The following is a 7771-nucleotide window of genomic DNA, read 5'->3' on the forward strand; positions in this document are numbered from 1 at the left end:
ATAAATGCATATTATTTTTTTAGATAAATGCTTCCTATGTAATAAATGCAAAATAACATTTCTTTAAACATAAAAAAAAATAATATATAACATAAAAAAATAGCGAAATTTTTTTAAAAAATTCGCTATTTTAAATTCTAAGAAGTAAATTCTTTTCTTTTTAAGAAAAATGAGGGTATTTTATTATCTTCATACAATTTAATTTTATTATAAATTTTTAAAGTTAAATCTATATTATCCCAATCATTTAATAAATAAGAACGTTGAAAATCATTTAACTTAAATGAAAAATTTAAATTATTAATATTTAATTCATTTTTTATTAAATTAATATTCAAACGAATCCCGGGATAATCAAATACTATATTAAATAAATCATTAATCTCATTTTTTTTTAAAATAATTAACAATAATTTATTATTAAAACTATTATTATAAAAAATATCAGAAAAACTAGGTGCAATTATTACTTTAAAACCATAATCTAATAAAGCCCAAACTGCATGTTCTCTTGATGATCCACAACCAAAATTATCTTGAGTTAATAAAATACTTGCATTTTTATAAATCTTTTTGTTTAAAATAAAACTATAATTAATCTTATTTTGATTCTTATCAAGATATCTCCAATCGTGAAATAAATACTTACCTAAACCTGTTTTTTTTACTCTTTGTAAAAATTGTTTAGGAATAATTATATCAGTGTCTATATTATGTATATTTAATGGTACAATTAAACCATTATATTTATTAATAAATTTAGACATTTTATACTAATCTCCTGGTGAAATATTTCTTACATCAACTAATTTACCATATATAGCTGCTGCAGCTGCCATAATAGGGCTCATTAAATGTGTTCGCCCCCCTCTGCCCTGACGACCTTCAAAATTCCGATTACTTGTAGAAGCACAACGTTCACCATTACTTAACTTATCATCATTCATTCCTAAACACATAGAACACCCAGGTAATCTCCATTCAAACCCAGAATTAATAAAAATTTTATCTAATCCCTCCTGTTCAGCTTGTCTTTTTACTTGACCTGATCCAGGTACAACAATAGCTTGAACGTTATCTGAAATTTTTTTATTTTTTAATATTTTTGCAGCTGATCTTAGATCTTCTATACGAGAGTTTGTACAAGAACCAATAAAAACTTTATCAATTTTTATATTTTTTAAAAACATTCCTGGTTTTAAATCCATATACGTACATGCAGATTTGGCTAAATTTTTCTCTGTAAAATCATTAAAAGATTCATAATTAGGTATTTTTTCATTTATTGATAAAACTTGATCTGGACTAGTACCCCAAGTTACTTGAGGTGAAATATTAGTAATATCAATAACGAAATTTTTATCAAAAAAAGCACCATCATCTGTTTTTAATGTTGTCCAAAATTTTATAGCATTTTCCCAATTAACTCCATGCGGTGAATATAACTTATTTTTTAAATACGTATATGTATTTAAATCTGGTGCAATTAAAGCAGATTTAGCTCCCATTTCAATTGCCATATTACAAATAGTCATTCTGCTTTCCATACTCATATTTTTAATAATATTTCCACAAAATTCAATTATATAACCTGAACAACCAGAAACTTTTAACTTTCCTATAATAAATAAAATAATATCTTTTGATGTAATAAAATTTTGAATTTCTCCAATTATTTCAATTTTCATATTTTTAAAACGTTGCTGTCGTAATGTTTGTGTTGCAAGAACATGTTCAACTTCTGAAGTTCCAATTCCAAAAGATAATGCTCCAAATGCACCATGAGTTGATGTATGCGAATCACCACAAACTATTGTCATACCCGGTAAAGTCATGCCGTTTTCTGGTCCTATAACATGAACAATACCTTGATTTAAATTATCTAAATCATATAATGATATATTAAATTCATTACAATTTTTTCTTAATTCCTCCATTTGTTTTCTTGCCATAGAACTAGATGCTTCTATTTTTTTACTGATTGTAGAAACATTATGATCCATAGTAGCAAAAGTTTTTTTAGGCTGATAAACAGATCGATTTTTATTACGTAACGAATTAAAAGCCTGAGGAGACGTAACTTCATGAAGTAAATGTAAATCTATATATAAAATAGATACGTTTTCTTTTTCTTGATATACAATATGTGAATCATATATTTTTTGATATAAAGTTTTTTTCATTTTAATCATCCATTTATTAAAAAATCAGAAATAATATCACCCATTTCATTAGTTTTTATATATTTTTTACCATTACATATATCTATTGTTCTATATCCTTCTTCTAAAGACCGATAAACAGCACGATCAATTTTATCCGATATTTCAGGTAAATTCATACTATATCGAACTAACATTGAAACAGAAAGAATTTGAGCTATAGGATTAGCTATATTTTTCCCTGCTATGTCAGGAGCAGAACCTCCAGCAGGTTCATATAAACCGAAATTTTTTTCATTTAAACTAGCAGATGGCAACATACCAATTGATCCAGTAATCATTGCGCATTCATCAGAAATAATATCTCCAAATAAATTTGAACAAAGAAGAATATCAAATTGACAAGGATTCTTAATAATCTGCATAGCAGCATTATCAATATATAAATGAGATAATTCAACGTCTGGATAATTTTTAGAAACTTTATTAATTATTTCTCTCCATAAAATTGAACTTTCAAGTACATTTGCTTTATCAATTGAACAAATCTTCTTCTTTCTAGAACGTGCAATTTGAAATGCCAAATTAGCAATACGAAAAATTTCGAAATCATAATAAATTTCTGTGTCATATGCATATATATGATTTTTATCAACAACTCGACCTTTAGGTGAACCAAAATAGATACCCCCAGTTAATTCTCTAATACATAACATATTAAATCCATTAGTAATAATTTCAGTACGTAGAGGAGATAAACATGTTAAAAACGAATATAAAATTGCAGGTCTTAAATTAATAAATAAATTAAAATATTTTCTTAAAGGTAATAAAGCAGCTCTTTCGGGTCTTAATTTAGATGGTAATAAATCCCATTTAGTTCCACCTACAGAACCTAGTAAAATTGCATCAGAATTTTCACAACCTGTAATTGTTTTTTTAGGTAAAGCAGTTTTTTCTTTATCAATAGCTATACCCCCAATATTAAACTCATTTATTTCCAATGGTAGAGAAAAATGCTTTTTTAAAATATTTAAAATCTTATAAGCTTCCCTCATAACTTCAGGTCCTATTCCATCACCTGGTAAAACAGCAATACGAAATTTATTTTTCATATTAAATATTTTCCAATTTAATAACTTTAAAAATTTAAATAGGGTATTTAATTCTATATCTTTTTTAAATTTTTTAACTTTTCATTAATTTGATTAACTTTCCATATAGTATTTAAAACATGAATCATAGCTTGAACTGATGATTCAATGATATCAGTTGCTAAACCTATTCCATGAAATTTTCTTTTTTTATATTTAACTAAAATATTAACTTGACCTAAAGCATCTTTACCTTTCCCTTTAGCTATTAATTTATATTTTTCTAAAATTATAGGTAAATGTGTAATTCTATTTAAGGCTTGATAAATAGCATCTACAGGACCATTTCTAGTTGTAGCAGATTCTATAAAGGTAGTATCTCCACATAATAGTTTCACTGAAGCAGTAGATAAACCATTTGAAATAGATTGAACACTAAAAAAAGATAGTGAAAAATATTCTGTTTCGTCCTTTTCTGTATTAATAAATGCTAATGCTTCTAAATCATAATCGAAAACTTGACCTTTTTTATCTGCTAATTTAAGAAACTTTAAATAAAGCTCATTAATATCATAATCTGTTTCCTGATAACCCATTTTATTCATATAATATTTAACAGCTGCTCTACCTGATCGAGATGTTAAATTTAATTTTATTTCTTTTGAACCTATACTGCTAGGTTTCATAATTTCATAATTTTTTCTGTTTTTTAATATACCATCTTGATGAATTCCTGATGAATGTGAAAAAGCATTGCTACCTACTATTGCTTTATTAGGAGATATAGGAACATTACAAATTTGACTGATTATCTTACTAGTATGATATATTTCTTTATGTTTAATACCAGTTGAAACACCTAGTATATCTTTTCTAACTTTGATTGCCATAATGACTTCTTCTAGCGCTGTATTTCCAGCTCGTTCTCCAATTCCATTAATTGTTCCCTCTATTTGTCTTGCACCTGCTTGTATGGCAGATATTGAATTTCCTACTGCCATTCCTAAATCGTTATGACAATGAACTGAAATAATAGATTGATCAATATTAGGTACACGTTCAAATAAATTTTTAATAATAGAGGATAATTCATTAGGTACTGTATATCCTACTGTATCTGGGATATTAATTGTTTTTACACCTGATTTTATTAATTTTTCAACAATTTTACATAAATCATCTATATCAGTTCTACTAGCATCTTCACAAGAAAATTCAACATCATCTGTATATTTAAGTGCTCTTTTAACTGAAGATATTGCCATATCTATAATTTCATTAAAATTTTTATTTAATTTCGATTTTATATGCAATTTTGAAGTAGCTAAAAAAATATGTATTCGAAATAAATTTGAAAATGACATAGCTTCTGCAGCTGTATCAATATCTTTATTTATACATCTTGCTAAACTACATATTTTAATATTTTTAATTATTTTAGATATTTCTTGAACTGACTTGAAATCTCCTGGTGATGAAATTGGAAATCCTACTTCAATAATATCTATTCCTGTATTTTCTAGAGATAATGCAATTTTTAATTTTTGTTTAACAGTTAAACTTGATTTTAATGCTTGTTCTCCATCACGAAGAGTTGTATCAAAAATGATAATTTTTGAATTCATTTTTTTTCCTTAATAAATAATATAGATAATAAATAAATTTAAACAATAAAATTTTCACAAGCAAAGGGGGACATATTAAAAGAAATATGTCCCCCTTTGCTTGTGAAAATTTTATTGTTTAAATTTATTTATTGTTTTTTTATATAAATTACATAAATTATTATATTCAATATCTATCTTTTTTTTAAGACCCCTAGAACCAATTTGTGTCAATTCATCCTTTGTATAAAAATTAATTAAAATATTTAAAATTTTATTTCTAGCACATTTTTCATCTAATTTTAAAATAATTTTTTGATCTTTTAATGAAATGAATATATTTTTTTTTATAATTTTTAAAATTTTAGAATGCTTTTTATATTCAAGTAAATATTCATTTATTTTTGATTGTGGAATATGAAATAACATAAAAAAAACTGGTGTTAGAAATATTTTTTTAGGTATATAATTACTAAAAGATTTAGTTTTTTTTCTTTCACATTTAATAAAACCCATTGGTTCTAAAAATTCTTTAATTAACCTTGATGCACGTGTAATCGATTTGTTTCCTATTTTTGATATTGTGGATAAACCACATTGATCAGATAATTTTTCAATTGATGCTTCTACTAAATTAGACTCTATATTAAAATAATATAGCATTGCTAAAACCATTGCTCTCATTGCACATGCACGGTGTTCATTTAATCTTCTAAATCTAGGCAATATATTACCAGTTTTAGGATTTATTGCTAACAATGTATAATTTAAAATACTTCTTGCAACATCTATTTTTGATGCTTTTTTCATTGCATAATTTATAAAAGAAGATCTTTTTTTATCGTTTTTAGGGGGATTAAAAACTGGTTTTGAATTAAATATATAACTTTTTCTAGGCACTACAAAATACACTTAATAAAAAATATATTTTATTAAAATATTTAATTTTAAAAAAATATAAAAAATAGTTAAAAGATTTAAAAAAATTTATTATTAAAGATATAATTCTTAATTTATAGCATAAATTTTAAATGCTTTCAAATAACTTTAAATAAGTTATTTAAAAAAATTAATGTTTAATTTTTTTACTCATTTTGTCAATATAAGCCATCCCAAATGCTGATAATACAAATGTTAAATGAATTATTACACACAACATAATTTTATTATCTAAAATTCTTTCTGCTTCCATAAAAAGACGCAATAAATGAACAGATGATATTGCAACTATAGATGATGCAACTTTATTTTTAATTGAATTGACATCCATAGTACCCATCCATCCTAATCTTTTTTGATTATCTTCTATATCCATTTTAGAAATAAAATTTTCATATCCTGAAAACATTACCATAACTAATAAACCACCAACTAAAGCTATATCGATTAATGATAATACTATTAATACCAGTCCTGATTCTGACATTGCTAAAATATTAGGTATAATAAAAATTATTTGTTGAAAAAATTTAAATGTTAATAAAATAAATCCAAATGATAATCCTACATATACAGGAAACATTAACCACCTAGAAGCATATATAGATTTTTCAATAATTCTTTCCATCTTTATTCCTAACTTAAATATAAAAAATATTAAAATATGAATATATTATATTTGAAAAAAATTATTTTTTACATAATTAAGATATAAAATTTTAAAAAAAATATATCTTAATTATGTAAAAAATAATTTTTTCAATTATAATATTGAAAAATTCATAAAATTATGTTAAAAATACATTTAAATAATAATTTTAAATTATACCAATTTTTTTTAATTACTATTTTAATTATTCGTTCTTACTAAAAATTTTTACTAAATTTTTTTAATAATTTAAAAAATATTAAATTAAATAAACATTATTTAAATCACATTATACATTTAAACCTTAATTACATTAAAATATTTATCATGTCAATCAGAAAAAATTATATAAATAATCAAAATCCTATTTTTAAACCTCCTAAAAATAACAAACGTCGACCAGCATTTATTTGTTTTGCAATGAAAAAAGCATCAGAAATAGATGTTGCTAGATGTGAGTTAAACTATATTATACAACCTAAAAATCCAAAAACTGGTATTCCTCTTAAAAGAAGTAGAAGATTAAACGAACATCGAGCATGTGCAATGAGAGCAATGGTATTAGCGATGCTATATCATTTCAATATTTCTTCTGAATTAGTTCAAGCATCAGTAGAACAGCTATCAGATGAATGTGGTTTATCCACAATATCAAAAATGGGAAATAAATCAATCACGCGCGCATCAAGACTAATTACACATTTTATGGAACCTATGGGATTTGTTACTTGTAAAAAAATATGGGATAAAGTTTTGGGTCATTATATGCCTAAAATGATCACACTAACACCATTATTTTTTATGTTATTTGATATCTCTGAAAAACAATTAAAAAATGCTAAAAAACAACAACTAGGATGGATTAATAAAAATCTTATCAGTAAAGGATTAAAACCTATCACTATTTCCGAAGCTAAAACAAAAGCAAAAGATATTCAAATGAGAAATCTTTTTAAATATAGAATATCTAAACATACTTTTTATAAAAAAAGAAAAAACGCTCAAAAATTAATAGCATTAGATGAAAAAGAAGCAAGACAAACTATTCTTCGTGCCTTAGTAGGAAAATATTCTATTAGTGAATTAACAAAAATGGGACCTAGTGGTTTAAAGAAACAAGTTAATATTAGTTATTATTATTTACGTAAAATAGCTACAAATAGATATTCTAAAAGTTAAAAAAAATTTTTTTTAAATAATTACGTTTTACAACGTAATGATACCTCATTTCTGATATTCACCATTTCTTCAATTATCCTCTTATCTAGAATAAAATATCCAATTATATTTTTCTATATCTCTTATTTTTTTGAAAATTAAAAG

Annotated in this window: 7 protein-coding genes; 1 reads left to right on the top strand and 6 read right to left on the bottom strand. The window is 24.1% G+C overall.

All coding sequences use genetic code 11. From position 1 onward, the window contains the following. Positions 1-137 precede the first annotated feature (137 nt). The 6 genes from leuD to AB4W67_RS03025 all read right to left on the bottom strand — a co-directional run bounded on the left by leuD (position 138) and on the right by AB4W67_RS03025 (position 6427). Positions 138-767, bottom strand: a complete 630-nt coding sequence (leuD, locus tag AB4W67_RS03000) for a 3-isopropylmalate dehydratase small subunit (RefSeq protein WP_367682822.1) — start codon at positions 765-767, stop codon at positions 138-140. Between the two features lie 6 nt (positions 768-773). Beyond that, entirely contained in the window at positions 774-2183 is a 1410-nt protein-coding gene (gene leuC / locus AB4W67_RS03005; protein WP_367682823.1) for a 3-isopropylmalate dehydratase large subunit, read from the bottom strand. A gap of 5 nt (positions 2184-2188) precedes the next feature. Then, a complete protein-coding gene (gene leuB, locus AB4W67_RS03010; protein ID WP_367682824.1) occupies positions 2189-3277 on the bottom strand; it encodes a 3-isopropylmalate dehydrogenase in 1089 nt (362 codons plus the stop codon). Positions 3278-3330: 53 nt separating this feature from the next. Then, a complete protein-coding gene (leuA, locus tag AB4W67_RS03015; protein WP_367682825.1) occupies positions 3331-4881 on the bottom strand; it encodes a 2-isopropylmalate synthase in 1551 nt (516 codons plus the stop codon). A 111-nt stretch (positions 4882-4992) separates the two neighbouring features. Then, positions 4993-5760 carry a plasmid replication initiator RepA gene (repA, locus tag AB4W67_RS03020; RefSeq protein ID WP_367682819.1) on the bottom strand — a complete coding sequence of 256 codons (768 nt, stop codon included), beginning with the start codon at positions 5758-5760 and terminating at the stop codon, positions 4993-4995. 169 nt (positions 5761-5929) lie between these two features. After that, entirely contained in the window at positions 5930-6427 is a 498-nt protein-coding gene (locus AB4W67_RS03025; RefSeq protein WP_367682820.1) for a TIGR00645 family protein, read from the bottom strand. Positions 6428-6775: 348 nt separating this feature from the next. Here AB4W67_RS03025 and repA (AB4W67_RS03030) point away from each other — a divergent pair, with 348 nt between their 5' ends. After that, positions 6776-7627, top strand: coding sequence for a plasmid replication initiator RepA (repA, locus tag AB4W67_RS03030; RefSeq protein WP_367682821.1), 852 nt, complete (start codon positions 6776-6778; stop codon positions 7625-7627). Positions 7628-7771 lie beyond the last annotated feature (144 nt).

The organism is Buchnera aphidicola (Protaphis terricola) (assembly GCF_964059145.1).
Lineage (GTDB): Bacteria > Pseudomonadota > Gammaproteobacteria > Enterobacterales > Enterobacteriaceae > Buchnera > Buchnera aphidicola_BP.